The organism is Microvirga alba (assembly GCF_015694465.1).
In the GTDB taxonomy this organism is placed as follows: domain Bacteria; phylum Pseudomonadota; class Alphaproteobacteria; order Rhizobiales; family Beijerinckiaceae; genus Microvirga; species Microvirga alba.
Genome location: NZ_JADQDO010000012.1, coordinates 59,143 through 84,522 on the forward strand (window position 1 = coordinate 59,143; position 25,380 = coordinate 84,522).

Annotated in this window: 24 protein-coding genes and 2 pseudogenes; 13 read left to right on the top strand and 13 right to left on the bottom strand. The window is 59.5% G+C overall.

Features of this window, described 5'->3' with window-relative positions; genetic code table 11:
• Nucleotides 1-142: 142 nt before the first annotated feature.
• The 3 genes and pseudogenes from I2H38_RS21105 to I2H38_RS21570 form a co-directional block, all read right to left on the bottom strand.
• Nucleotides 143-289 (bottom strand): hypothetical protein, encoded by a 147-nt coding sequence (locus I2H38_RS21105; protein WP_324617440.1) that lies wholly within the window; start codon nt 287-289, stop codon nt 143-145.
• Nucleotides 290-324: 35 nt separating this feature from the next.
• A complete protein-coding gene (locus I2H38_RS21110; RefSeq protein ID WP_229426798.1) occupies nt 325-603 on the bottom strand; it encodes a hypothetical protein in 279 nt (92 codons plus the stop codon).
• A 211-nt stretch (nt 604-814) separates the two neighbouring features.
• Nucleotides 815-934 (bottom strand): annotated as a pseudogene (locus I2H38_RS21570) (IS6 family transposase); the annotation flags it as partial.
• On the opposite strand from I2H38_RS21570, the gene I2H38_RS18540 reads away from it, so the two are divergent.
• Together I2H38_RS18540 and I2H38_RS18545 are read left to right on the top strand one after the other, a co-directional pair.
• Nucleotides 912-1,304, top strand: a complete 393-nt coding sequence (locus I2H38_RS18540; RefSeq protein WP_196273354.1) for a DDE-type integrase/transposase/recombinase — start codon at nt 912-914, stop codon at nt 1,302-1,304. The pseudogene I2H38_RS21570 and the gene I2H38_RS18540 overlap by 23 nt on opposite strands.
• Nucleotides 1,305-1,373: 69 nt before the next feature.
• A pseudogene (locus I2H38_RS18545) lies at nt 1,374-1,704 on the top strand (transposase); the annotation flags it as partial.
• 281 nt (nt 1,705-1,985) lie between these two features.
• Here I2H38_RS18545 and I2H38_RS18550 read toward each other — a convergent pair.
• From I2H38_RS18550 to I2H38_RS18560, 3 genes are all read right to left on the bottom strand, one after another.
• Entirely contained in the window at nt 1,986-3,638 is a 1,653-nt protein-coding gene (locus I2H38_RS18550; protein WP_196273355.1) for a thiamine pyrophosphate-binding protein, read from the bottom strand.
• 96 nt (nt 3,639-3,734) lie between these two features.
• Nucleotides 3,735-6,368, bottom strand: coding sequence for an aconitate hydratase AcnA (gene acnA, locus I2H38_RS18555; protein ID WP_196273356.1), 2,634 nt, complete (start codon nt 6,366-6,368; stop codon nt 3,735-3,737).
• 69 nt (nt 6,369-6,437) lie between these two features.
• Nucleotides 6,438-7,490, bottom strand: coding sequence for a Bug family tripartite tricarboxylate transporter substrate binding protein (locus I2H38_RS18560; protein WP_196273357.1), 1,053 nt, complete (start codon nt 7,488-7,490; stop codon nt 6,438-6,440).
• 190 nt (nt 7,491-7,680) lie between these two features.
• Between I2H38_RS18560 and I2H38_RS18565 the strand changes: the two genes are divergently transcribed.
• From I2H38_RS18565 to I2H38_RS18605, 9 genes are all read left to right on the top strand, one after another.
• Nucleotides 7,681-8,607 (top strand): isocitrate lyase/PEP mutase family protein, encoded by a 927-nt coding sequence (locus I2H38_RS18565; protein ID WP_210324866.1) that lies wholly within the window; start codon nt 7,681-7,683, stop codon nt 8,605-8,607.
• Complete coding sequence (locus tag I2H38_RS18570; protein WP_196273358.1) at nt 8,607-10,013, top strand: MmgE/PrpD family protein; 1,407 nt, start codon at nt 8,607-8,609, stop codon at nt 10,011-10,013. The genes I2H38_RS18565 and I2H38_RS18570 overlap by 1 nt, the downstream gene beginning before the upstream one ends.
• Before the next feature lie 83 nt (nt 10,014-10,096).
• Nucleotides 10,097-10,720: a GntR family transcriptional regulator gene (locus I2H38_RS18575; RefSeq protein ID WP_210324867.1), complete on the top strand. Its 624-nt coding sequence runs from the start codon at nt 10,097-10,099 to the stop codon at nt 10,718-10,720.
• 115 nt (nt 10,721-10,835) lie between these two features.
• Nucleotides 10,836-12,053 carry a Gfo/Idh/MocA family protein gene (locus tag I2H38_RS18580; protein WP_196273359.1) on the top strand — a complete coding sequence of 406 codons (1,218 nt, stop codon included), beginning with the start codon at nt 10,836-10,838 and terminating at the stop codon, nt 12,051-12,053.
• Between the two features lie 38 nt (nt 12,054-12,091).
• A complete protein-coding gene (locus I2H38_RS18585) occupies nt 12,092-14,113 on the top strand; it encodes a tripartite tricarboxylate transporter permease (protein WP_196273360.1) in 2,022 nt (673 codons plus the stop codon).
• Nucleotides 14,114-14,126: 13 nt separating this feature from the next.
• The gene (locus tag I2H38_RS18590) at nt 14,127-14,732 is read left to right on the top strand and encodes a chromate transporter (RefSeq protein WP_196273361.1); all 606 of its coding nucleotides are present in this window, start codon (nt 14,127-14,129) and stop codon (nt 14,730-14,732) included.
• Between the two features lies 1 nt (nt 14,733).
• Complete coding sequence (locus I2H38_RS18595; RefSeq protein WP_196273362.1) at nt 14,734-15,282, top strand: chromate transporter; 549 nt, start codon at nt 14,734-14,736, stop codon at nt 15,280-15,282.
• 36 nt (nt 15,283-15,318) lie between these two features.
• Complete coding sequence (locus tag I2H38_RS18600; protein WP_196273363.1) at nt 15,319-16,023, top strand: IS6 family transposase; 705 nt, start codon at nt 15,319-15,321, stop codon at nt 16,021-16,023.
• A gap of 41 nt (nt 16,024-16,064) precedes the next feature.
• On the top strand, nt 16,065-16,361 hold the full coding sequence (locus I2H38_RS18605) for a sensor histidine kinase (protein ID WP_196273364.1): 297 nt from the start codon (nt 16,065-16,067) through the stop codon (nt 16,359-16,361).
• A 39-nt stretch (nt 16,362-16,400) separates the two neighbouring features.
• Here I2H38_RS18605 and I2H38_RS18610 read toward each other — a convergent pair whose 3' ends face one another.
• The 5 genes from I2H38_RS18610 to I2H38_RS18630 all read right to left on the bottom strand — a co-directional run bounded on the left by I2H38_RS18610 (nt 16,401) and on the right by I2H38_RS18630 (nt 19,587).
• On the bottom strand, nt 16,401-16,850 hold the full coding sequence (locus I2H38_RS18610; RefSeq protein WP_196273365.1) for a GreA/GreB family elongation factor: 450 nt from the start codon (nt 16,848-16,850) through the stop codon (nt 16,401-16,403).
• On the bottom strand, nt 16,847-17,437 hold the full coding sequence (locus I2H38_RS18615; RefSeq protein WP_196273366.1) for a RidA family protein: 591 nt from the start codon (nt 17,435-17,437) through the stop codon (nt 16,847-16,849). The genes I2H38_RS18610 and I2H38_RS18615 overlap by 4 nt, the downstream gene beginning before the upstream one ends.
• A gap of 110 nt (nt 17,438-17,547) precedes the next feature.
• Nucleotides 17,548-17,976, bottom strand: coding sequence for a nucleoside diphosphate kinase regulator (gene rnk / locus I2H38_RS18620; RefSeq protein ID WP_196273367.1), 429 nt, complete (start codon nt 17,974-17,976; stop codon nt 17,548-17,550).
• A 545-nt stretch (nt 17,977-18,521) separates the two neighbouring features.
• On the bottom strand, nt 18,522-19,079 hold the full coding sequence (locus tag I2H38_RS18625) for a PTS sugar transporter subunit IIA (RefSeq protein WP_196273368.1): 558 nt from the start codon (nt 19,077-19,079) through the stop codon (nt 18,522-18,524).
• A 160-nt stretch (nt 19,080-19,239) separates the two neighbouring features.
• Nucleotides 19,240-19,587: an HPF/RaiA family ribosome-associated protein gene (locus I2H38_RS18630; RefSeq protein WP_196273369.1), complete on the bottom strand. Its 348-nt coding sequence runs from the start codon at nt 19,585-19,587 to the stop codon at nt 19,240-19,242.
• A gap of 1,558 nt (nt 19,588-21,145) precedes the next feature.
• On the opposite strand from I2H38_RS18630, the gene I2H38_RS18635 reads away from it, so the two are divergent.
• Together I2H38_RS18635 and I2H38_RS18640 are read left to right on the top strand one after the other, a co-directional pair.
• A complete protein-coding gene (locus tag I2H38_RS18635; RefSeq protein ID WP_196273370.1) occupies nt 21,146-21,406 on the top strand; it encodes a hypothetical protein in 261 nt (86 codons plus the stop codon).
• Nucleotides 21,407-21,997: 591 nt separating this feature from the next.
• Nucleotides 21,998-22,999 (top strand): Gfo/Idh/MocA family protein, encoded by a 1,002-nt coding sequence (locus I2H38_RS18640; protein ID WP_196273371.1) that lies wholly within the window; start codon nt 21,998-22,000, stop codon nt 22,997-22,999.
• A gap of 75 nt (nt 23,000-23,074) precedes the next feature.
• Here I2H38_RS18640 and uxuA read toward each other — a convergent pair whose 3' ends face one another.
• Both uxuA and I2H38_RS18650 read right to left on the bottom strand, forming a co-directional pair.
• Nucleotides 23,075-24,253 carry a mannonate dehydratase gene (gene uxuA, locus I2H38_RS18645; protein ID WP_196273372.1) on the bottom strand — a complete coding sequence of 393 codons (1,179 nt, stop codon included), beginning with the start codon at nt 24,251-24,253 and terminating at the stop codon, nt 23,075-23,077.
• Nucleotides 24,254-24,284: 31 nt separating this feature from the next.
• Nucleotides 24,285-25,379, bottom strand: coding sequence for an ABC transporter ATP-binding protein (locus I2H38_RS18650; protein ID WP_196273373.1), 1,095 nt, complete (start codon nt 25,377-25,379; stop codon nt 24,285-24,287).
• Nucleotide 25,380: the final 1 nt, after the last annotated feature.

Genomic DNA, 25,380 nt, shown 5'->3' on the forward strand with positions numbered 1-25,380 from the left:
GGATCTTTCGAGGTGGCTATCTCATGCGGGCTGCCCTTTCTGGCTAGACCACCGGAAGTCCGTGTTGTCGCGCCACATCCGATGCAGGATCACCGCCAACTTACGCGTCACCGCTACCGACGCCTTCTTGCCACCTACCTTCTTAGCAAGCCTTCTTAGCAAGCCGCGTGCCCGAGGCCTTCAACGCAGACCAGCGCGAGACCCGGTTCAGCAGGATTCCGGCCGCCTCAAAGAGGTAGGTTCGTATCAGCGGATCGCCGCATTTGGATATCCGACCGCTCCGGTCGATCTCGCCCGACTGATAGCGCTCGGGGTCAGACCAAGCTAAGCTCCCACGCCAGAGGACTTCGCGAACCGTTCTGGTGCATCGATGGCGCTGATATAGGCCAAGGCGACCAGAGAGCCGACACCGGGAGCCGTCATCAGGCGTCGGGCCGCTTGGTCCTGGCGCGCCATTGCCATGAGACGGCGTGTGAGAATGCCGATTTGCCGGCTGACTGCCTGTAAGGCAGTCAGGAGCGCCTCAATGACATCCCTGAGCGGACCGATCAACCCGAACGGTTCGAGCACACCGCGGATCTGATTGGTCAGATCAACCCGCATCTCGACCAGGCGAGCACGCGAGGTGAGAAAGCTTCGGACAAACCTGACTGTCCAAGCTTTTGACGGTGACCTCGCGATACCAGCCGGTGCGCACGATTTGCGCCAGCCCCAGAGCGTCATTGGGATCGGTCTTGTTCACTTGGAGGGACAGTGGGCTTGTCACGTTAACCGCCTTTGGACGCAATGAGACTTGATTAACGGCGTCGTTGGTTCAAGCGGTGGCGCCGATCACGGCTTTCCATTCCGCCACCGCGGTGAGGCGATGCAGATGCGTGGCAAGGGAGGAGCGGCGCGAACGGGGTGGAACGATGTTGGCGGATCGCCGGAACACCAGAGCAGCTTACCGCTTCTTGCGAAAAGCCCTGAAGACGATGAGCGCCTACCCACCATCCTCTATCACGACCGACAAACTGGCGTCCTATCCCAAGGCAATCCGGCGTCTGCAAAACGAAGGGCGGCTGCCGAAAGATGTTGAGCATCGGACGTCGAAGTATTTGAACAACATCATCGAGGCGGATCACGGGGCGCTCAAGCGCCTCATCCGGCCGACGCGCGGCTTCCAGAGGATGAAAACGGCCTACGCGACTTTGAAGGGCTTTGAGGTCATGCGCATGATCCGACGTGGACACTGCGCCCTGATGCAGCCAGGACCGACAGCCGAAATCCGCCTTGTCAATCAGCTGTTCGATCTTGCCGCCTGACGAAACGCTTCGGGTGGGTTCGGTGTGCCCAACCTAAGTTACTGCAACAAAGCCGCATAAGCGCGGGATCGATACCGCGCCAGAAAGCTCGACTGCCACGCCTGCGCCCTCAAGCCGCTGCTGTCCGAACGCTCCCGCCCGAAAGGTCCTGCGGTCGATCCACGAGGGCGCTCGAGACATGGCCCGCGACATCGCCACGGCGGATGTCTATGTCATCTAGCGCCGAGAGCGGAAGAAGGTCGAGATGCTGTTCGCCCACCTCAAGCGCATCCTGAAGTTTGATCGCCTACGACTGCGAGGACCAAACGGCGCCCGCGACGAGTTCCACCTCGCAGCCGCCGCCCAAAACCTCCGCAAACTCGCAGAGCTGTTCCGAATGCCTATGCCGAAAGCGGCGTGAGAGGCTACCGCCTCTACTCGTGGGAGTCCATCTGCCGGCTCCGGCTTTCCAATCGTGCGGTAAGGCGCGTTTCCCGTGCATGCAGGAGCGCAGCAAGAAGCGCGCCTGTCTCGGGAACGCACGCACGCGCGCGTATAACGCATGGCCATTACGCTGAGCAATTCACCACACACTCTGAGGAAGACCTGCTTTTCTAGCCGGCGCGTCATCATGTTCGAGTTAATGTGACAACACCGCGCCAATCTCCGGCACCTTTGGATCGAAGCGAGACAGAGCCCTGTTCATCGCCTTTCGCGAATGTCGCTCAGTGTGCGGGTCGGCGTGATTGCCTCGGGATCAAGCTTGATATCGATGATCGCGGGCTTGCCGCTGTTGCGCGCACGTTCGAAGGCCGGGGCGAACTCCGCGGTCTCATGCACGGTCTCGCCATGTCCGCCATAGGCGCGGGCAAGCGCTGCGAAATCTGGATTCCTAAGATCCGTCGCCTCGACGCGGCCGGGATATTCGCGCTCCTGGTGCATGCGTATTGTACCGTAGATGCCGTTGTTAACGACGATAACGACAATCGGCAGGCCATATTGAACGGCGGTGGCGAACTCCTGTCCGTTCATCAGGAAGCAGCCATCGCCAGCGAACGCGATCACTTCCCGATCAGGAAAAAGACCCTTGGCCGCGACTGCGGCGGGGGTGCCGTAGCCCATCGAACCTGAGGTGGGTGCGCCTTGCGTGGCGAAGCGACGAAAGCGGTGGAACCGATGCACCCAGGTGGCGTAGTTGCCTGCACCGTTGGTCAGAATTGCATCGTCCGGCAGGACCTCTTCCAGCCAGTTCATGATAGGCCCCATCTGAACGGCACCAGGGCCGGTGAGTGGCGGCGTTGACCATTCGAGATAGGCCGCATGAAGCGCTTTGGCGACATCTGCCCATGCCGGCCTCACGGCAGGCTCGCGTCTTGCAAAGGCTTCGACAAAGGCCGCGGGTGATGCGTGAATGGCGAGCGTCGGGCGATAGACGCGCCCCAGCTCGTGGGCATCGGCATGAACATGGATCAGCGTCTGGTTGGGGTAGGGACTCTTTATCAGCGTGTAGTTGGAAGATGGCATCTCGCTGAAACGGCCGCCAACGAGCAACACGACGTCCGCTTCCTTGATCGCCTTGGCAAGCTTTGGGTTGACGCCAATGCCGATGTCGCCGGCGTAATTCTCATGCAGATGGTCGAACAGCATCTGGCGCCGGAAGGACACGCCGACGGGCAACGCCCAGGCTTTCGAAATCCTCTTCATCCGCTCGACAGCCTCGGCATTCCAGCGTGTGCCACCGAGAATGACGAAGGGGCGCTCTGCATCGTTGAGCAGTGCTTCCAGTTTCGCGATCTCTTCCTCACCGGGCCTGGTCTCAACCGGTATTGCTGGCAGCGCGACGGTCGTCGTCTCGACTTGACTGGTCAGCATGTCCTCAGGAAGTGACACGACAACCGGGCCCGGTCGACCGGAGGTTGCGATCGAAAAAGCCCGCGTCACCAATTCAGGAATACGCGCGGCATCGTCGATCTCGACCACCCATTTGGCGATGTCGCCGAAGAAAGCTCGATAGTTTACTTCCTGGAAGGCCTCGCGCTCCTTGGCATGGCTCGCAACCTGGCCGATGAACAGAATCATCGGGACTGAGTCCTGCATGGAGATGTGGACGCCGGCGGATGCATTGGTTGCCCCCGGACCCCGCGTGACGAAGCAGATGCCAGGCTTGCCGGTGAGCCGCCCGTAGCAGTCGGCCATCATCGCGGCACCACCTTCCTGCCGGCAGACAATCCTTTCGATCTTGGAATCGTGGAGTGCGTCGAGCACGGCAAGATACGACTCGCCGGGCACGCAGTAGATGCGGTCGACCCCGTTCGCTTCGAGCGAGTCGACGATCAGTTGTCCGCCACTCTTCATGGTTTTAAAAACTCCAGTCCAGAAGGGATGCGCCATCGGTAGGGGCGGTGTGACTCCGCACCGAGGACCTTTGGCGGACAGGCGAGGCGATAAACCTCAGGAGGGCACTGAGCCTTGTGACCCTGTTTCAGCGATCTCGTTCAGCGCAGCCTGGAACATGCCTCCGCCGGCGAGAAGGGACGCTTCTGCGTCGGAACGGATATCGACCCTGATATTGAAGGTCGCGATTGTGCCATCACGGCGCTCGGCCCGTACACGTGCAGTCGTGCCCTGCTCAATCGCCGCAGAAAGATCGTCGATATCGTAGGTCTCGCTGCCGTCCAGGCGGAGCTCGACCGGTCCTTCGCCTTGGCCAAAAAGAAGAGGAACAATACCCAGGCCTATCAGATTCGAACGATGGATGCGCTCGAACGACTTCGCGATCACAGCCCTTACGCCCAACAGAGCGGGCCCCTTTGCAGCCCAATCTCTGCTGCTGCCGACGCCGAAATCATTTCCCGCCAGAATGATGAGAGGCACGCCCCGCACGCGATAGGTCTCGCTGGCGTCGTAAAATGACGTCAACTCGCCATCTGGCCAGAGTTTTGTCCACCAGCCCTCTCGGTCGGGGACAATGTGATTTTGAATTCGCACGTTCGCATATGTGGCGCGGGCCATGACTTCGTGATTTCCCCGCCGGCCAACATAGGTGTTGAAGTCCGGCTTCGAAATTCCGATCGATTGCAAATATTGGCCGGCGGGACTGTCGAGCAGAATTTCACCGCCAGGCGAGATATGATCTGTCGTGAGTCCATCGCCGAACAGGCCAAGCACCCGGGCGCCACGGATGGACCCCTCGCTGTTAGATCCGCTTGGCATCCGATCGAGAAATGGGGGCTCGAGAATGTAGGCTGAAGCAAGATCCCAAGGGAATAGTTCTCCCTCGGGCGCTTCGAGCTTTCGCCAGGCTGCTAAGGACGGTACGGCACCGCGGCTCTTGAAAACCTCCGGTGTGACGTACTTTTTTACCATATCATCGACCAACTCGTCTGTCGGCCACAGGTCGCATAGATAAACTGGCTCGCCAGTCACATCTGCGCCTATAGGGTCGTTCTCAATGTCGATGTTCACCTTGCCAGCCAAAGCATACGCAACGACCAGAGCAGGAGAACACAAATAGCTCGCATCCAACATCGGATGAATGCGGCCGTCGAAGTTACGGTTGCTGGACAGCACGGCGACCAGTGGATGCTCCGCTTCCGCGAGCTTGATCGTTTCGGGCTTCAACGGGCCGGATTTCCCACCGCAAGATGCGCAGGCAAATCCGACGACGTGGAAACCCAGCCTTTCCAAAGGTGCCATGAGGCCCGCATCTGCCAGATAACGAGAAACAGCCAATGAGCCGGGGGCGAGGGAAGTCTTGACCCAGGTTGGCGGCGCCAGTCCGCGCATAGCCGCCGCCTTGGCCACCAGGCCGGCTCGCACCATCGCATGCGGATTGGCCGTATTGGTGCATGACGTGATAGCCGCCATGGCTATGATACCTTCGAGCCCCTGCGGCAGCGGACTTTTTCGCTCCTCTAAACGCGCTTGGAGACTTGCCGCCATCGTTCCTGGCGGACGGAGATTGTGTGGCTTGCTTGGTCCGGCAACAGATCTCCCCACTTCCGAAATATCGATTTCTACAACCCGGTCGTATTCGGGGACCGGTGCCGAGGAATCGCGAAACATGCCGGCAGCCCGGCAATAATCTTCGACCAGGGCTATATGTTCTTCAGAACGGTCAGTGATCCGAAGATATTCGATGGTACGTTGGTCAACCGCCCAGAATCCGGTCGTCGCGCCATATTCGGGAGCCATATTCGACAGCGTCGCCCGATCTGGCACGGACATATCCAGTACAGATGGCCCAAAGAACTCAACGAAACTGCCGACAACACCTTTGGTGCGCAGAATCTTGGTGACCGTCAGGGCAAGGTCCGTAACGGTGATGCCAGACCGCAGCTTTCCGCTTAACCGCACACCAACAAATTCGGGTACTGGTAGGATATAGGCTTGGCCGAGCAGGACGGCCTCCGCCTCAATGCCGCCAACGCCCCAGCCGACGACGCCAAGCGCCGCCACCATCGGTGTGTGGGAATCGCCGCCAATCACCATGTCTGGGAAGGCAATGGGAAGTTCTCCCGCGGCAACGGTACGAACGACCTTGGCGATCTGCTCAATGTTGACTTGGTGGATAATGCCCGATCCGGGCGGAAATACTGTCAGACTTCTGAACGCCGACTGCGCCCAGCGCAAGAAGCGGTAGCGCTCGGCGTTTCGCTTCATTTCACTTACAAGATTCATAGCATCCGCTCCTTGCACACCAGACGCGTCAACCTGCAGTGAATGGTCGACAACCAGATCGACTGGAACCGATGTGTCGACGCTACCCGGCGCGATTCCACGCCGCGCGACGGCCGAGCGAAGGGCAGCCAGATCCATGAGCACCGGTATCCCGGACGAATCCGGCAGTATGACTCGGGGAATGCGAAGCGCGATCGCACTATGGCCCGTCACGTTTTTCCGGTTTGCAAGGAGATCGAGTTCTTTGCTGGAGAACCCAGGTTCACCGAGATGGCGCGCCACACTTTCCGCCAGCACTCGGGCCGCGTACGGCAAACGATCAAAAGCATCCGCCGTCAGGTGTTTGCGTACATCCGCAAAGCCGTACGCGACGCCGCCGCTGATGAACCGCTCAGTCATTGTCATGAATGCATCCTCAAGAATGCCAGGCACGCGGAGCGATTGCATCCGCGTGCCGGTACCTAGTCTTGTTGGCTAGTTAAACTTCATGCCATAGCCGCGCGAATACAGTGCCTGCATCCAAGCCTTCGTTTCGGGCTTGATATCGACGATGGCTTGCACGTTCTGTATCAACGCGTCACCGAACGAGAAGCCGTACCCTTCGAGCGCAGCGATCGCGTTCTTCTGAAATTCTTCATCTTTCTGAACGTCCTCAAAGGCTTTGCGCAGCGCAGCCTCTGCCGCAGGTGGCGTATCCTTATGAATCATGAGGATCTTACCGCCATTGCCGATCGCGCGGATAACGGCCTTGTAAGCCTCCCACGCGGGTCCTGAAGGATTCTCGCCGTACACTTCCTTGTAGAACTCGGCGATTGTCGGAAGATCCGGATTGGCGGGGTCGCGGACAAGATTATCCCCGTCGAGAATGCCTTGTGCGTAGAGCGGAATTACGCTGCCTTCCTTGACAAGTGGCGCCATCGAATCGTTGAAGATCGGCGTTGCAATATCGCCGACGGTCACCTCACCGCGCTGGAAGGCGAGCATGGCATCATTCTTTCCCGGGTATCCTTTCACAGCCTTGAACGGCACTTTGAGCATAGTTAGCCCAATGACCGAGCCGATTGTCGAAAGCGGGTCAGTTGATCCGAGGAAGAGCGGCTCCTTCAGCTTCGTTATATCTTTGGGCTGCCTATAGCCCGTAGCCGGGCTGATATAGTTTGTGCGACCCAATGGACCCGCAATCAACGGCTTCAGGTCACTCACCTTCGCCGTGACACCGTCGTATCCCAGAACCATGCGGGTGACTAATCCACCACTGGTCACATATGCCACGGTCCCGTTGCGTGGCGCTGCATCCACATACCAGTTCAGGGCCGTGACACCTCCCGCCCCCGGCCGGTTCTCGACGAGTACAGCCGGTTTACCTTCAATGTATTTCGGCAGGTACTGAGGGAAGACGCGCGCAAAAAGATCATTCCCCCCGCCGGGAGCGAAACCCACTACAATTCGAAATTCCTTGTTGGCAAAATATGGATCCGCATTCGCCGGCGCCACCACCCAAGTCATCGCCGCTGTCAGCAGGCTCATTATTGTTCTTTTCATGGTGCCTCCCTCCCTATGGTTGAGCTGCGACATTGCAGCCTTGATTCAAGAAGGTCATATGTATCGCTAACTGTCAACAGTTTTCAGTTGACGAAATGCGCTGGCATGGATCATCATGGGGCTATGTTCAAGGCATGGGCCGGATGATGGCTCGTTGCTGCAAAGTTAAGAGGAAATGATGCGGACCAAAGCGCAACAGTACAGAAGCCTTCTCACGCAGGGCGAGTTTATTGTCTCTCCCGGCGTGTATGACGGCTATAGCGCGCGCCTTGTGGAGGCAGCTGGGTTCAAGTCCGCCGCAACCAGCGGTGCAGCCGTTTCTAATGCGATACTCGGAATTGCTGACATCGGTGTGATGGGCCTCACGGAAAACCTCAATCACTGCCGCAACATTGCCCGTTCGATCTCAATCCCGCTCACCTGCGACGCGGATACTGGCTATGGCAATGCGGTGAATGTATATCACACAACGAAGCTCTTCGAGGAAGCTGACATCGCCGGCATCAATATCGAGGACCAGGTGAGCCCGAAGCGTTGTGGGCACATGTCGGGCAAAGAGGTCATCCCTCTCGACGAGATGGTGAAGAAGATCGAGGCCGCGTGCATGGCGCGCCGCGACGACGCATTCGTCATCATTGCGCGGACCGATGCGCTCGCCGTCGAGGGAATGGAAGCTACGATTCAACGCGCACGGGCCTACACTGCGGCGGGAGCCGATCTGATCTTTCCGGATGCCGTAGGCTCGGAGGAGCATATCAAGCGCCTTGTGGATGCGGGAATCGCACTCAGCATCAACATGGGCTTCGGCATCCGCAAACGTCCGACCACACCGTTGATCCCCTTGGCAGATCTGCGTGCCTGGGGCGTTCGCCGTGTCAGCCTCCCCCGCATGTTACCCGCGGCGGCGATAAAGGCCATGACGGACGCGCTACGTATCATGAAGGAAGCGTATGAGCAGGGCATCGCCGTTGACCGCCCAGACCTTCTCGTCGGAATCGACGATATCATGAAGCTGATGGACTACGAAGGTGCGCGGGCGCTCGAGAAAAAGGTTCTGCCGCAGGACACTCTGCGCGCGAAGTACGAACGGGTGGCCGTCTAATGAGCTCGAACATCGCGGCAAAGGATTCGATTTACAGCAACGTCACCGAAGCTGTCATATCAAAAATAGAAGCAATGACGTTCGACGGGTTTCCCGACGAACTGATCGCGGCGGCCCGGATGCTGGTTATCGACGGCATCGCCGTGGCTGTCGCCGGAGCGCGGCTGGAAGAGGCTCCGCCAATCCTCGCAACCCACCTGCAAGCACAAGGAGGGGCTGGTGACGTTTCCGTCCTTGGCCTTGGGTTTGGTCTGTCCGCAGTGTCGGCGGCTTTGCTGAATGCCACCTCCATGCACGTACTCGACTTCGAGCCAATGTGGCGTCCCGCAACCCATGCTTTGTCCCCGGTGCTGGCTGCCGCCCTAGCCCTGGCTGAGGATAAGGAAATCGGCGGTCGTCAACTCATTACAGCCTTGGTGAGGGGCATCGAGATCCAGGGATGGTTGCGTGAAGGGGGACAATCAGAGTCCCGCGAGCTGCGGTTTCATCCTCCTGGAGTAGTAGGGCCGATTGGTTCGGCTGTAGCTTGCGGCACACTCCTTGGCCTCGACGGAGCTGGAATGGCCAACGCGATCGGAATGGCCGCGTCGCGGTGTGGTTCTTTGTTCACCAATCTCGGCACAATGACCAAATCGACGCATTGTGGGTTCGCTGCATCGAGCGGTCTGGAAAGCGCCCTTCTCACGAGAGCAGGGTTCAGCGCCGACAATGCAGTTTTTGACGCCGCGACGCAGGGCTACCTGCAGGCATTCATGCCAAGATTCGATGTGTTGAAATTACTCCAGCTCGGCAACGGATACAGGATTCTGGATCCGGGCTTCGCGATCAAGATTTTTCCCGCTAAGTTCAGTACTCACTACGGTATTTCTGCGGCTTTGGAACTCCATGAGAAAATCGGCGATCCCGACGATGTCGATCGTATCGAGATCGTTGTAGCAGACGTGCCGTCGAGTAATCGACCTTTTCCAAAGTCGGGGCTCGACGGAAAGTTCAGCGTGCAATACACGATCGCGGCGGCGCTCCTCGATGGGAGCGTTGGACTGGAGACATTTACCGACGGCCGGCTCTTCCGGGGCGACATGCAGAGGATGCTGTCGAAAATCGAGATATCGATGCCGCCCGATATGCCTAGCTTGTACAATACGGGCCGATATGCGGACGTCGCGGTGCACATGTCAGATGGCAGCGCTCTCCATGCCAGATGTTCAAATCCCCGAGGGTCCTGGGGGGCTGAGCCAATATCGCTAGCTGAGCACGAGACGAAAGTACGCACCTGTCTGGCGACATTTCTATCTGGCGGCCAGATCGATGACGTCGTTGACATGGCCTCTCGTATCGAAACACTTGACGGTAGGGAACTCCGCCACTTGCTGCGTCTTGCATCGGGGCGAGATATAACAACATAGATTGCGATCCAGATTCTAACGAGGCGGACACATCCTTGAAGGCACCATCATCACTTGTAAAAGTCGTGGCACCGAGTTCGGTCGTGGACCAGGTGGTTGACCGCTTGGAGTCGGCTATCATCACTGGCGAACTTGCCAGTGGCGAGCGTTTGTCCGAGCAGGCAATTGCAAGCAGTATGGGTATTAGTCGTGGCCCGTTGCGCGAAGCCCTGCGTCGACTGGAGGGTCGCGGACTAATCGAGCGCATCCCCAATATCGGAGCCCGCGTGACCACGCTCCTCACGCAGAACCTGGAGGAGGTTCTGGTGATAAGGGAGTCATTGGAGGCTTTGGCATGCAGGCTCGCAGCCCAGACCATCACTGCTGCCGAATTGAAGGCCCTGGAAGCGATCCTGAAACGAAATCGTTCAAGAAGCTCGGTAGATCGCAGCTATCATCAGTCTCCGGATCAGGATTTTCACCTTGCGATTATTGTAGCAAGTGGCAATCAAAAGCTGATCAGCATTCTGCGTGATGACATCTACTACCTGATGCGGTTCTATCGCTACCGCTCGGGTGGTCGGCCCGGGCGCTCTGAGAGCGTTGCGAGCGAACACCAGGCAATCTTCGACGCACTCAGCGAACACTCGCCGGAGAAAGCTGAAGCAGCTATGCGTCAGCATCTTTTGAATGCTCACGCGAGCATCAGAAATAGTCTTCCTGGTTAGCTAATCCATGGTTCGCTTCTGAGTTGAAGCAGGAGCGAGTCCGAACAGAGCGCTTGGTCGTTGACTGTCGACAGTTGACATGTCAACTTATTCTGAATTCTTGGGGAGGAATTTAATGTCGAACGGAAGGTTGAACGTTGGTATTGTTGGAGCTGCTTTCGCCCATAGTCCAGATGGGCGTGAACGGTTCTCGGTCCGGGCTCATATTCCGGCGCTGCTCAAGCAATCGGATACCTTCAATCTGGCCGCCGTCTGCACTACCAAAATGTCTAGTGCATCTGAGACCTGCCAGCGCTTCGGGATCCCACATGCATTCGACAGTGTGGACAGAATGCTCGCCGAGCTTCCTGATCTCGACATCGTCTGCGTCTCGGTCAGGCCGTCGGTGCATCATCGCGTGGCCTTACCGGCGCTGAAGGCAGGTAAGCACGTCTATTGCGAGCTCCCCATGGCAGTGACGACGGCGCAGGCGCAAGAAATGTATGAGCTTGCGAAGGCGGGGAATCTCAAGTCGCAGGTCGGGTATCAGCATCATTTCGAGCCGGCGTCATTGCACATGGCTGAACTTATTCAATCCGGCTTTATCGGCAAGCCGCTCAGCTTCTCCCATTCATTCTTCTCCGGCGCCTACATCATGCCGCGACCTGGGCACCGCGAATGGCTCTTCCAGGCTGAGGATGGAGGACATCCGGGCTATCGAAGCGGGCAAAGCCTTCAAAGGTTGATGGCGGTTCTTGGAGCAGACGTGACCGATATATGCGCCGAGATGCGCGTCATGGTTCCCGAGCGCCGCAACACAGACACCGACGGCCTGATCAAGGGTAATCAGGTTGACAACATGAACTACCTGCTCAGGGTCGGGGGCGATGTGATCGGAACCATGCAGACGTCGCTTACGAGCTGGTTCGGAACAGGCACCCGGTTCGAAATCTACGGGACAGAAGGCATGCTGATGCTTGCTGCGGTAGAAACGCCCAAGAATTGGGACAAACAAAAAGGTGATGGCGATCCCACCCGTGGGATGCTCAAGCTCTATGGCGCGCGCGCAAGCCATGAGCAGCTGTACGGTGACCCAATCGCTCCCGAGCGCCTGCAGCGCGAGTTCAAGGAAATTGAGATTCCTGCGCGCCACACGGCAGTAAGTGGATTCAGTCACGGGCAAGCTGCATTCGAGGTCGCCCAGGCTTGGTCGTCCTTTGCTAAGGGCATTCGCGGCGAAAAGACATCCAGCCCAAATTTCACTGACGTTATCAAGATCCATTACGTCCTCGATGCCGCCGAACGTTCAGTTGCTACTGGTTCGTGGCAGAAGGTTGACTATTCAAAACTCTAAAGATTGAAGCGCCTCTTCGGCGGTACTTGGGGGACGATATGGAATCGATCGATGTTGCGATTCATGCTCTGGGGTTGATGCTAGAGCCCAGCCGGCTGCTATTCCTTTCACTGGGTGTGGTCTGCGGCGTCATACTCGGGATCATCCCTGGTATCGGCGGACTTTCCGGTGTCGCGCTGCTATTGCCGTTCACTTTCGGCATGGATCCTTACACGGCTTTCGGGTTCTTGCTTGGTCTCGCTGCAACGACAGCCACCGGTGACCCTATCCCGGCCATTCTATTCGGTGTCCCGGGTGGGGCGGGCTCCGCTGCAACGGTGCTGGATGGCCTGCCTCTTGCGAAGAAAGGGCAGGCAGGTCGGGCGTTAAGCGCAGCGTACATGTCGTCCATGCTTGGCGGGATATTTGGTGCCATCCTCATGGCCGCGCTGCTACCTGTCATGAAGCCGGTGATCCTGCTGGTCGGCGCGCCGGAGTTGCTCGCCTTTGCAGTGTTCGGCATATCGATGGTTGCGATCCTTTCTGGTAAATCACCGCTACGTGGGCTCGTGGCTGCGATCGTCGGCGTCATGCTGGCACTGGTCGGCTCGGACCAGCAAGGCGCTTCATTGCGCTGGACTTTCGGAGGGCTGTATCTCTATGACGGCCTACCGCTTGTTCCTGTCGTACTTGGACTTTACGCACTTCCCGAACTCTGCGACTTGCTTATCACACGCACGGCTATCGCTGGCTCAATAAGCGAGAGCGCAAAGTCTGGTATCCTTCAGGGTGCGTTGGACTGCTTCCGCAAATGGTGGCTGATCTTGCGGTGCAGCTGGCTCGGTGCCGCGTTCGGAGCCTTCCCCGGTATAGGCGGAAGCGTTATCGATTGGCTGGCTTACGGACATGCACTGAAAACCGAACGCGGAGCCAAGGATACGTTCGGCAAGGGGGACATCCGAGGAGTCATCGCCTCGGAGAGTGCCAACAATGCCAAGGAAGGCGGCGCGCTGGTGCCTACAGTCGTCTTCGGCGTCCCCGCCTCCGCGAGTATGGCGCTCCTTCTCGGCGCTTTTCAGATGCACGGCCTAACACCTGGTCCTGCGATGCTGACGAAGCACCTCGACGTCACCTACTCTATGGTGTGGAGCATCGCGCTCGCCAACATTCTGGGCGCTGGTCTGTGCTATGCCTTCAGCGGTCAGTTCGCCAAGCTTGCGACGCTTCGCTACACACTGATACTGCCCACCGTTCTCTGCATTATCTATATCGGCGCATTCCAGGAATCACGGCAGTGGGGCGACATCTATACCCTGCTGACCTTCGGGGTGATTGGCTGGACGATGAAGCAGCTGAAATGGGCCCGCCCACCGCTTATTCTCGGACTTGTTCTTGGGGGAACTATTGAACGTTACCTCTTTATCTCGGTCGCGCGTTACGATGACGCATGGTTGCTGCGCCCGATCGTGGTTCTGTTCTTTGGGTTGGCAATCGCGGGCTTCGTAATGCCAATCCTTCGGAACCTGCGCAGTCGCGGCACAGGATTTGTCGCCGAATTCGGACGCCCCACGATTCGACCATCGCAGCTCGTCCACGTGTTTGTCATCTGTCTGCTGCTTTTCGCACTTTCTGAAGTACCCCGCTGGAACGAAAGTTCGCGAATTGTGCCGTCGATCCTCGGTCACACTGGGCTGGCCCTAGCCGTTCTAAGTCTTCTGATCGATATGACTCGTCGGCCTAAAGCGTCCCAATCTGGAGACGACGGCCTTCACATGGATCTTGAGTCTGACACTGCCCATCTGAGCAACCGCGTGATCGTAAAGCGTGCTGCGATATTCTTTGGCTGGCTCGTCGGTCTGATGATTTCGATGGCAGTGATCGGGCTTATTCCGAGCATTCCGATTTTCGTTATCCTCTTCATGCGCTTGGAGGCAGAAGAACGTTGGACGCTTGTGTTGCCGCAGGCGATTGGAATGACGGCTTTCGTCTATTTCGTCTTTGATCGTATCATGCATATTCCATGGCCCCCAACGCTCATGGGACAAGTGTTTCCTGCTCTGAAGATGATCCCCTCGGTCTAGCGAGAAGTTACCGATGCCTTCCGATAACGGCGGCTCACCAGACGCGCTCCCCGAACCGGGGAGCGCGTCTGCTTCTTCCCCATCAACAGTTCCGCCTTCGCTGGCTAAACTATTTCTGTTGTGCTTCAGGATCGGACTAGTAAGCTTCGGCGGCGGCTTGACAAGCTGGTTCTATCGCGAGTTTGTCCTTCTGCGCGGCTGGATGAGCGACGATGATTTCGCCAGCTTACAAGCCATTTCGCAGATGCTTCCTGGGCCGAACGTTGCGAACCTGGCGATTTGTATCGGCGACCAACTCCGCGGAACAGCTGGAGCACTGACTTGCCTCGTTGGTTTTGTGGTTGGTCCGTTCTTCGTTGTGATCGCGGTCAGCGTTTTGTTCGAGAGTGTCGCCAACAACGGCTTGGTTCAGGCAGCTTCTAACGGCGTCGCCTTTACGGCCCTCGGTTTGATGATGATCCTATGCATCCGCGGCATCAAACGCGCGATGCGATTCCCGTCTTCGGTCGGCGTCGTAACCACTACTGCTGTTGCTGTTGGCGTCCTGAATTGGCCGCTGATTCCGGTCGTGATTGGAATGGCGGCGATCGGGGTGGGAATGGCTTGGCGGAGGCTCTGACATGCGTGACGACATATTATTCGCACTCGTCGCCGTTTTCGTACCGTTCTCGCTCATGTCGATAGGTGGTGGTTCGGCAGTAATCGCCGGGATTCAACACGAGACCGTCGTCGTTCATAACTGGATTACCCCGCGGGAATTTGTCGACCTGTTCGCCGTAGCACGGGCAGCGCCTGGACCAGGCTCGATGCTATCGACATTAATAGGATGGAAGGTGGCTGGTTGGCCTGGCGCAATAGTCGCCACCATTGCGCTGATCGCTCCATCCTCTTTGCTCTGTTACGCCACGCTGAAACTGACGAATACGCACCGAGACAGGAAATGGCATCGAGCCATGCGCGAAGGATTGGCGCCTGTTGGAGTCGGTCTTGTCATTGCCGGGTGCATTACGATCTTCCGCTTATCCGGCGGTGGCGTCATGGCAGTTGTCGTCGCCACTCTTTCGACCGCGCTATTGCTTTGGCGTCCAAATTTCCCCGTGTTGATCCTGCTATGCCTTGGAGCTTTGTTGTCGGCGGCCGAGCACCTGATACCGGTGATGTCACGGTAACCTGACGTCAGGATATCCTACGGTAGGCCCAACGGCATGAACCTGCCGGCTACCAGCTACAAGCGCCACCGCTTTCCACCTCAGATCATCGCTCATGCTGTCTGGTTGTACTTCCGCTTCCCACTGAGCTTGCGCTTGGTCGAGGAAATGCTGCTGAAGCGTGGTATCGTCGTGTCCTACGAGACCGTGCGGCGCTGGGCGATGAAGTTTGGGCCATCTCACGCCCGCCGCCTCAGGCGCAAGACGCCAAGCCCTCGTGACATCTGGCACTTGGACGAGGTCGTGATCAGCATTGCCGGCCAGCAGCACTGGCTGTGGCGTGCCGTTGATCAGGATGGATACGTCCTCGACGAGATCGTCCAGACGCGGCGCGACACCAAGGCGGCCAAACGCTTGCTGAAGCGTCTGTTGAAGAGGCAGGGCTGCCCACCGCGACGGATGATCACGGATAAGCTCGGCTCCTATGCGGCCGCCCGGCGGCAGATCATGCCGAGGATCGAGCATCGTTCACACAAGGGGCTGAACAACAGGGCCGAGAACTCGCATCTCCCGCTGGGAAAGCGGGAGCGGATGATGCAAGGCTTTCGGTCCGTAGGAGGCCTGCAGCGGTTCACCTCAGTCTTTTCAGCCGTCAGAAACCTGTTCGTTCTGCCCCATTCGAGCCAGTCTGCTCTCGCCACCCACCTTCACCGCCTCCAGGCCATGGCAGCGTGGAAAGCCGCGGCAGGCGTGATCGCCTGAAACCAGCGAAGCAGGGCTTGCTGCGGTCTCCGCAAGTTTACGTGACATCACCCGACATTGTGTGGCGCCTCAAAGGCGACGCCGACGGTCGCCGGCTGAGTTTGCGTTGGGCGGAGCGCGGCGGCCCACAAGTGGTCCCGCCGCAGCGCAAGGGCTTTGGCTCGCGCCTGCTTGAGCGGGCGCTGGCGCAGGAACTCGGCGGCGAGGTTCGCGTCGTCTACGAACCCACCGGCGTTATCTGCATGATCGAAGCATTTCTGCTGGCCGGCCAGAGACAGGACACTGCGCTGATCAGCAAGGAGTCAGCAAACCGAGGCACTCAACGCCATACGTCTTGAGAGTGCGTCAGCGGGCGCGTGAACGGTCCCGCATCACCGTCAACTGTCGCCGGTACGGTCTGGAGCTGCGGTTCCAAATGGGACGAATGCTCCCGTCGCTCGTGGCCCGACAGCGTCGACCTCAACCCACGTAACCCTTGCCCCGCCTGTACCGCTCAACTGCATCCGGTCGCCAGCGCGCAGCCCGAAGAGGGACAGCCCGACCGGCGTTAGGATCGACAACTCGGCGGGGGGCCATATGCGGTCATCCGGGTGGATCAGCATGCGATTTTCTGATTTGTCCTCGCCGGCGATCCGGTAGGTCACGAACGTGTCCAGCGTGACGACGTCGTCCGGCAGTTCGTCGGGTGCGCACAAGGTCGCCCGTCGCAGCTCCCGCAGGAGCGGCGCCGCGAGCGGGTGCGCCTGTCCGGCAAGGCATTCCGCTGTATGCATCAGTCGCCGGTGGTCACGCCTCGTGACGGTGATGGATGGCAGGTGTGCGGTCATGGTGATGCAGTCCCGTATCCGGATGCCTCAGCCGTCGCTGGAAAGGCGCCGCCTGACAGGGCGGGATGAACGCACACAGGCGAGGAACCGCCGCCGACGGGAAGGATCGCCGTCGCCGCGATCTCCACGAGGGCCGCCGGCTCGAGGAGTGCGGAGACCTCAACTATTACCATCGCCGGATTATGGCTTCCCATGATCTCGCGATAGATTGCGCCGAGTTCCCGGAGCCGAGCGCGGTAATGATCGATGTCGAGCACGTGCCATGTCATCTGCGCGATGTGCTCAGGCGACCCGCCTGCTTCCGCGAGGACCGTTCGCACGTTCCGCAGTGCCTGGCGCGCCTGGGCAACGAGTCCAACGGACTTCACTCTTCCCGCATTGTCAGTGGCGATCTGCCCACCGACGAACACGAAAGTACCTGTGCCGGCAACTGCGTGCGAATAGCCGCGCGGGCTCGGCCATTTGGCAGGATCGATCTTCCGGAGTGGGGTGGTCTTGTCAGCGTGACGCGGGTGACTCTCAAACCCACGCGCCGGCGGGCGCGTGCCAGGGGTGGCAATCACGCTGAGACGGATGGTTTCGGGCATTCATTTCTCCGTTGGCAGGACGTCCTGCCGATTGCAGCAAATAGAGAGCCGCGCGGCCGGCAGAGGCCGCGTCGCGTATCGTTCGCACGGCTTGCTGGCGGCATGCGCGTTTACGCGGACTGGGACTCCGTGACGGTTGATTCCCGCACCTGCAGCACCGTCAACCGCTTCAGCTCGCCGGCGCGCGTGATCCAATCAATCGACTTGCCGACGGAAAGCCCAACGAGGGCGGTGCCGATGGGCGTCAGCACAGAGATCCGCCCCTGCGAGATGTCGGCCTCGTTCGGGTAGACGAGGGTCACCGTCTGCACGCGATCCGTCATCTCGTCGCGGAACTCGACCTCGCTACCCATGCAGACGGTGTCGATGGGATGGCGCCCCTTGGTAAGGACATGCGCGCGGTCGAGCTCGTCCGCGAGTTCGGCCGCAACTGCAGGCAGGGTATTCGCGGCAGCATTGGCAAGCACGGACAGCTTCTCGTGATCGGCAATCGTCAGAATGATCAGTGGCTTCGCGCCGCCGGTGGTTCTCTTCGTCATTTGAAGGCTCCTGTTCTGTTGGACGCGAAGGCGGGACTCAGGCCGCCGACGGGCCGGGGTCACCGTCGTCGGGTGTCGGCGGTTCTGGGGCCTGCTCCGACGCCGGGCGCCGCGATATCAGCCGGATGACCTTCCCGTCCGGCTGCTCCGTATCCGGGCCTTCAGGCTGGGGAGTCTGTTCGTTTGAGGGCTTCTGCACGGCGCGTCCTCCTGTGTGTCGGCTACGGGGCAAACAAGTGCCGGCCTGAGCGCGCGTCGGGAAATCGGGTGCGGTAGACCGCAACTCCGGACACGCATCTTCCGCCGGCAGTCTACGCCGGTTAGATGGATGAATGAGTTTGTCTCCGCGATGCGGATCATAAGTTCGAAGACGTGTTGAACATGCTGCGTCACCGGATGCGTCAGCACCCGGCCTCATGAGATGTCCAAATGCGTAATGATCTCGCGCAACCCCGAACTCGGGCGCGGTGCGCGTCGAGCTCGGGGCTATTCGCCGGCGATGAGGTTGCCCGAACGAAGCAGGCCGCGGGGATATGGTGCGAAGCTCAACATAGTTCTTCCAAGCTGGTGCACGTAGATCCGTTTGTCAAACCTCCGGCATTCAGTGTGGCGGAATGTCCTGTCCCGACCTCGTTAGACTCGCGCCAGGCATTGCTCATCAGCACAATGTGGATGGCCTCCACATCTCTCGCGGACCTGAGGTGCGCCGCAATCTCACGGTCGCGCAACCGGCGCGCCACGCAGGCCAGGGCTCGTAGGTGCGTAGAGGCGTCTCCATCCGGGCTCAACAGCAGAAAGGCGAGATCAGTCGGAATGTGGTCTGCTGCGCCGAAGTCCTGCGGCGGGTGAAGACGCGCGAAGGCGCCAACGGGTCGGTCGAGCCCTGAGACCGCCGCATGGGGGATCGCGACGCCCCGCCCGAAGCCGAACGTGGACGCCTCGCCGCGATTCAGAACCGCGCGGCAGACCGCGTCGTGGTCCAGAGCGGTTTCCGCGATCGCGATGCGAACGAGTTCATGGACAACATGCCGAACGTCGCACGCGCGCAGGCGTGGAACCACACGTGCGGGGGTGATGAGGGACGCCATCAGGGTGGATGCCATTATCAATGCCGGCCCGAATCTCGGGCCGCCTCAGGTTTCAAAAACCGGGCATGAGCCATCGCCGCCGCCTGGATGGCCTGGAGTGCGGTTTCCAGAGAACGGGGCCATGGTGCTCTTCAGATAGGGAAGGGCCGGTGTGCGCCTCCGGCCCAGCGAGGGTTTAAGCGAGCGCTCGGGACGGGGGCTGGATTCGGCTGCCATCCGCCATCCGTCTCCTCCTCCGGTGCAGTTGTTTTTCGACATTCGCAAGAGCCTGACCGAACGCCAGATGGCAGTTGGTGGCAGAGCCCTCCGCGATGATCATCTTGAGATTGCCGACATGGACGTTGATGGTGCAGCCGCACGAGTGCCCCTCGCGAGTGAACCCGACTGTCCCGTGGTTCAAACAGTCGAAGTACCTTCCGACAACGTGCATGAGCTTTGCCTGCACCTCATGGGGCAATGTCTCGCCAAGGTCGATGCCGGAACCGTTGACCTTGATCGGCGTTCCTGCGCCATTTGGCTTCATGGGTATACCTCCTTCATAAGATGGTGTCGTGGGGGATGTCCTGATGGGGCGTGCGCCTCATCAGCCGCGGAAGAAGCGTGTTGCCCGGGCACCGTGGAGTGCTGGGGAGTCGCTTCGTCGTTCCTGTAGGAACACCAAGGGCACCGCGCCGCGGCCCTTGGTAAACAGCGCCCGCAAATATTGCAGACAGATCGTCGTTCGCGCCTCAGCATCATTCATATCCTGCCGCGGGCCGTTCCCCGGGGAGCCAATGTGCACATGCGATGTCTGGATCGGGGTGGAACGAGCCACTGTCCCACCATCACCGGGCCCTTGTTGTCTTGCGGGATCCCGCCTATCGGCTCCTGCCTGTGGCGCCCAAGGTATGACTCGCGGCGACATAGGCCGCGAATCCAAATACCCCGCCTAGGCTCTCCCACAGGATGAGCTGGGTGATCGGCAGCGCGAAGAAGCTGCAAGGACGATTATCGACATGACCTCACCAATCGGCGGTCTCAGCGAGACGGCCGTTTCTGACGTTCCAATTGTGATGGCAACCCGCACGATCCACGCGGTGGATGGCAAAGCAATGTGGCGGAGTTTTTTTGCCGCGTGCCAAGGTCCCCGGACTTGCGACGTCCGGGGCTCAGGCTCCCGTCTTCAGACGGCCCGCGCGAAATACGGAAATGGTACGGATCGTGGACATGACACCGCCAATCTCGGCCGCGCCCCCACCAATGTCAAGGCTGCTGCCCGCGTCAGAACGCATCGTTTGACAAAGCCTTGCGGCAGCCTAACCCACATTTAAGATAACAGAGATCCGGAAGCATGAGGTGCGCATCGATCCGCGTGTCTCTATGTCTGCAAAGACATGACGCAGCCAAAGCACAAAAAATCGAAGACCAGGACGTGCGGCGCAGCAGGGCAATATAAGCAAAGCGTCGCGAAAAGTACCTTAAGCTATCTGGTCACGATCTCCGAGGAGCGAGCCAAGCGCGAAGCCGAGATCGAGAGACGTTCCGAGCTCGTCATCGCGCTGAAGGCACAGGGCCTGAGCTACACAACCATCGGCATCCGGCTGGGCTCAGTGCGAGCTCGGTCAGCAGAATTGCCGGGAGCACAGCACCATAGCGGATGCCGAGGCGAACTGAGAGGAGGTTCAGCCCCCCGGCCTTGCACTTCGTGGTACCCAACAGCGAAAAGACACAAGCCGCTCTGGTGTTTCGAGCCCGTGAGCCGTGATCTCCTGGTGCGTCAGCGAACCCAGATTATTAATGCCGTCAGAAGCCATCTGACCGAGTGAGACCTGTACCCGATCAGGTCGCGGAAATCAGATGGCGCTTGCCACCGAATCTCGGAGATTTGACAATCGGCGGGAAAGGGCCATGATCCCTCGCATGACCAGCTTGGTGCATCGTAGTAGATCCCACCTCCGCGCAGGACGCCTCCAAACGGGTGTCTAGTACGGACCTGTTGGAGGCATGCTTGCGCTCCCGGTCCGGAATTCCTTTCAAGCGCAGACAAGTCGCGCATACCGCCCATGCCCGGGAAGCCACGCATCCTTGAGACAGAGGCAGCGGTGCGTATTGGCGTCGCCGCTAGTCCCAAACGAAATCAGAAGAGCGTAGCTGAAGAAATGTCGAAGTCGAAGATCATCATCACCGTTGCCGTCCTCTTCGCAATGATTGTGATCAAGCTTGGAGCCCTTGGTTACCTGCTGATCGAGGATCCGCGGATCCTGGTGATGTTCATTGCCGCCGTGATCGCATTTGCTGCCTGGGTCTCGCGCGAAACCTACCGCTCGCAGGTAGTAGGAATATCCGCTGATAAGCGTCGCTAGTCACGTGAATCTAAAGTTCACCGCATAATGTCTTCTCGGCTGGGCCATTTTACCCACCTGCACCGCCTCCGGGCCATGGCAGAATGGAAAGCCGCAGCCGGTGTGCTTGCTTGAAATCAGCGAGGCAGGGCCCATTGCGTCCCCCTCCGGTTACCGTGACATCCCCGTTTGAGCGGCTGGCGGTATAAGCGTCAAGGAACGCGCACCGGCATGTTTTCGACCCGGTCCGGGGTTTGCGACAAGACCGCCGAGGACCGTGTTCTACCAGGCCACGATCTTCAATACCGATGAGAGCTCTGGCGCGGACTATACGGCACGAGGCGCCCCGGGGAGATCCGACGCTTGCTACACAAGCCGAAGGCAAGGCCGCGCTCGACGCCATGATTGACGATCTAGTCCGAGGACTGTTGACCCTCCCCCCTGTCATTGGGGCATAGTGCTCTTGTTCCGAGGATTAGGATCAAGCAGTTTGATCGCCTTTTCCGTCAGTCCTGAGTATCATCTTGTCCGGCCCTGGTTCCCCCTGCGGTCGGCAGAGACCGCCGTATCTGCCACGCAGCTCATGGGCACCGCATACGAGAAGGCGAAATCATGATCGGTGTAGGAATTATCGGGGCAGGCTATTTCGGTCATGTTCACGCACGCGCCATGGCCCGCGTCAGTGACGTTCGGCTCGTGGCCTCCTGTCGGGGGGATGCTGCCGCCGCTGCGGCTTTTGCTGCCGAACACGGTGGGAAAAGCTACCGTGATTGGCGAACTTTGCTTGAAGATCCTGCTGTCGACGCGGTTGTGATCGCAACGCCCCACCACCTTCACGAAGAGATCGCCATCGGTGCGGCCCAGGCGGGCAAACACATCCTGCTCGAAAAACCGATGGCGCCCAGCGTCGCCGCTTGTGACGCCATCTCGGCGGCCGCCAGCGTCAACGACATCAAGCTCATGATCGGTCACGTGATGCATTTCGCGCTGCCGTGCCTCAAGGCCAAAGAGATCCTCGATTCAGGTAAGCTTGGTGCCGCCGTCCTCGGTTCGAGCTGGATGATCAAGCTCTGGATGGAAAGCAACCGGCGTTCCTGGCATCTCCATCGAGGATCAGGCGGCGGCATGTTGCTGACAGCGGGCATCCACGCACTCGACCGGCTGATCTGGTTGATGGGGCAGCCCGTGACCGGAGTAACCGCATTGGCCGGCACCTACTTTCATGATCAGGAAGCGGACGACTCCGCTCTGATCGGGCTGCGCTTTCGTGACGGCCGGATCGGCCAGGTCGCTAGCGTTGGCTATCGCGATGGTGCAGTCGCTTCCGCTATGGATCTCATATGCGAGAACGGATCACTCCGGATCGATTTTGACCATGGCGTCATGGTCGGTCAGGACGGGCAGTGGACCGCCGTTCCCAATTCCATCGAGCCAAACTGGATGGAGCAGGCCGTGCAGCGGGAATGGGAGGCAATGGCTGCCAGTATCATTCGAGGAACGCCCAGTCCCGTGAGCGGGGCTTATGGGCGCCATGTCGTGGCCTGCATTGAGGCGGCGTATCAAGCCAACGCTGAGCGGCGCGAAGTTCCCTTGCCGGGCCCGAGCATTTCATGACGGCGCTGGCGGGGCGATGGACAATCCCACCCCGCCGTGCGTCTGCGCGTGCGGTTTGAAAACCTTTGATCTTCTTCAGGGCCGGAGTGCGTCGACGGTGCGCATGACGCCGCGCAGTTCGGCCAAGCCTTTCAACCGTCCGATGCCTGAATAGCCAGGATTCACTTTCTTTCCCACATCGTCGAGGAGGACGTGCCCGTGATCGGGCCGCATGGGGATTTCCCAATCAGCGCGACTCTCGGCCTTCCGCCGACGCTCCTCAGAGAGAAGGGCAACCACGACGCCGATCATGTCCACGTCACCGTCGAGGTGCTCCGATTCATGGAACGATCCGTCCGGCTCGCGGGTCACGTTGCGCAGATGTGCGAAATGGATTCGTGGCGCGAAAGCCTCCGCCATGGCCACCAGATCATTTGCGCCGCTCGCCCCGTAGGATCCCGTGCAGAGGGTTAGTCCGTTCGTGGGTGAATCGACTGCATCCAGCAACGCCTTGGCGTCCGAGGCCCGGCAGACCACGCGCGGGAGCCCAAAAAGAGGGAAGGGCGGATCGTCGGGGTGGATCGCCAAGCGGACACCAGCCTCCTCCGCGACCGGCACGATCTCAGCGAGGAAAGCGAACAGATTGCTGCGGAAATCGTCGGTCGTCATCTCGCCATAGATGTCGAGCATCCGGCGGAAGCTCTCCCGATCGTAGACGAATTCGCGGGCAGGCACCCACTCGATCAGGTTGCGCTCGATGCGCGAGCGGTCACTCTCGCTCATGGCGGCAAAGCGGGCCTGGGCGGCGGCGATGCGATCCGCGGGGTGGTCCGCTTCGGCTCCCGTCCGCTTGAGCATGAATACATCGTAGGCGCAGAAGTCGACCATGTCGAAACGCAGGGCCGTTCCCCCATGGGACATGGGAAAATCGAGGTCGGTACGGGTCCAGTCGGTGATCGCCATAAAGTTGTAGCAGACGGTGGTAATGCCTGCCTTTGCAACGGCTCTGATGGAAGCCTTGTAGTTCTCAAGAAGCTCGCGAAAACGGCCTGTACGGGTCTTCACGTCCTCGTGGACGATGATGCTCTCCACCACCGACCAGACCAACCCGGCTTTCTCGATCCCGGCCTTGCGCTTAAGAATCTCGTCGAGAGGCCATGCCCGACCGTCGTTGAGATGGTGCAGGGCGCTGACGACGCCGGACGCGCCCGCTTGGCGGACATGGGCAAGGGTCACGGGATCGTCCGGTCCAAACCAACGCCAGGTCTGCTTCATGATCGTCTTCCTGATCTCTCAGTTCGAGGTGCTAGCGCGTCGCAGGTGTCGACCCTGCTGAGGGAGACCGGCCGATTCTCTGGCCGCTCGCCGGATCGAAGAGATGGACGGTGTCAGACTTAAGGCTGAAGGCGATAGGATCGCCGGGCCTCGCAGCGATGCGATCACGGACGAGAGTGGAGAGCTTCTGTCCACCAACCTCCGCCTGGATGAAAGTTTCCGAGCCGGTCGGCTCGACATTGGTGATTTGCCCGGAGATTTCGCCCTGATCCGAAACGGACAGGTGCTCCGGGCGGATGCCTAAGACGGCCTCTGTCCCTGGTGTGAGCCTCGCTCCAAGAGGTAGCCGGGCGCCTTGCCCAAACGCCAAGTCGACCCCGGTCTCCGCAACGGTGCCGCGCAAGAAGTTCATCGCCGGCGAACCGATGAAGCCAGCGACGAACATGTTGTCAGGTCGATCATACAGGTCCAGCGGCGCGCCGACCTGTTCCACGACGCCGTTGCGCATAACCACGATGCGGTCGGCCATGGTCATGGCTTCAGTCTGATCGTGCGTCACGTAAACCGACGTGGTCTTCAGGCGGCGATGAAGGTCCTTTAGTTCGGCCCGCATCTGCACACGCAGCGCCGCATCCAGGTTGGACAAGGGCTCGTCGAAGAGGAAGACTTGAGGATTGCGGACGATCGCGCGACCCATGGCGACCCGCTGACGCTGACCGCCGGAAAGTTGCTTCGGATAACGATCGAGATAATCGGACAAACCGAGGATGCGGGCAGCCTCCGACACCCGCATATCAGTTTCCTGCCGGGATTTTTTCGCCAGGTGCAGGGAGAAGGCCATGTTCTCCGCCACAGTCATGTGTGGATAGAGCGCATAGTTCTGGAACACCATAGCGATGTCCCGATGCTTCGGCTCCACGTCGTTGATGACCCGGCCGCCAATACTGATCGTCCCGCCCGAGATCTCTTCGAGACCGGCGATCATCCGTAGCAAGGTCGACTTGCCACAGCCAGACGGCCCGACGAGAACAACGAACGCGCCGTCGGGAACATCGACACTCACCCCCTTGATGGTTTCGACCGTGCCATATGATTTGCGGACGTTTTGAATCTCGACCGAAGCCATG